This window comes from Arhodomonas sp. KWT (assembly GCF_010993615.1).
Map to the genome: position 1 here is coordinate 1 of NZ_WNXE01000593.1, position 1016 is coordinate 1016.

Annotated in this window: 1 protein-coding gene; it reads left to right on the forward strand. The window is 74.2% G+C overall.

Annotated features, from left to right (window positions below):
- Positions 1–771: alpha/beta fold hydrolase (locus tag G7A99_RS20980; protein ID WP_163143840.1), on the forward strand; the 771-nt coding region annotated here is incomplete at its 5' end.
- Positions 772–1016: the final 245 nt, after the last annotated feature.

Sequence of the window (1016 nt, forward strand, 5' to 3'; positions counted from 1 at the left end):
GCCCGCACGCTGGATGACCGTCCCGCGCCGCGCACCGGGCTCGCCGCCGGGCTTCGCGCCGGCGTTGGCGAGTGGCTCGCGCTCACGTTCACCCACAGCGTCCTCCAGCCGTTCTGCGCCGGATTGCTCCTCAGGTGCCGCTGGCCGTCACCCGGCGACCGCGACGAGCCGGCCGTGGTCCTCGTGCACGGCTACTGCGCCACGGCCACCTACTGGCTACCCACGTTCCTGCGCCTGCGCCGCCGGGGCCTGGCGGTGGTGCCGCCGCCGACCCTGGAGCCGGCGTTCGGAGGCATCGACGAACAGGCCGACGCCCTCGGCGCGCACCTGCGCGACGTCCGGGCCCGGTATCCCGGGAGGCCCGTCGTGCTTGTTGGTCACAGCATGGGCGGACTGACCGCCCGCGCCTGTCTCGCCGCCGGCGGCGGCGACGCCGTTATCGGCATGGTGACGCTGGGCACGCCCCACGGGGGCACCCGTCTGGCCCGGTTCGGCCCCGGGAAGAACGCCCGCCAGATGCGCCCCGGTAGCGCCTGGCTGGCGGAACTGGAGCGCGTGGCACCGCCGGGCGCCCTGCACCTGACCGCGGTCGCGGCGAGCCACGACGAGCTCGTCAGCCCCTGGCGTAGCGCACTGCCCGCAGGCGCGTGCGCCCACCGGATCGTGCCGAGCGGTCACCTCGCACTCGGCTGGCAACGCGCGAGCGCGGACGCGGTCTCGGAGGCAGTGTCCGCCGCTCGTCGGCGGCCGGAGTCACCGTCGCCAAGGTGATCACAGAACACGAATCCGTAGGCCGCGGTCGCCGGCCGGGACGCTAGACTTCAGGACCCGGGCCACGCCATGCAGTGACGGAGGCGGACTATGGGATTCCTGCATCAGCTTCGCGAGGAGCAGGCGGCTATCCGCGAGCGGCTCGACGCCCTGGAGCGCGGCCTCGCGGCCTTTCACGCCGCCGACCATCCGGACGCCCGCGCCCTGCACGATGACACCCTTGCGCTGGTTCAGGCGCTACTCCC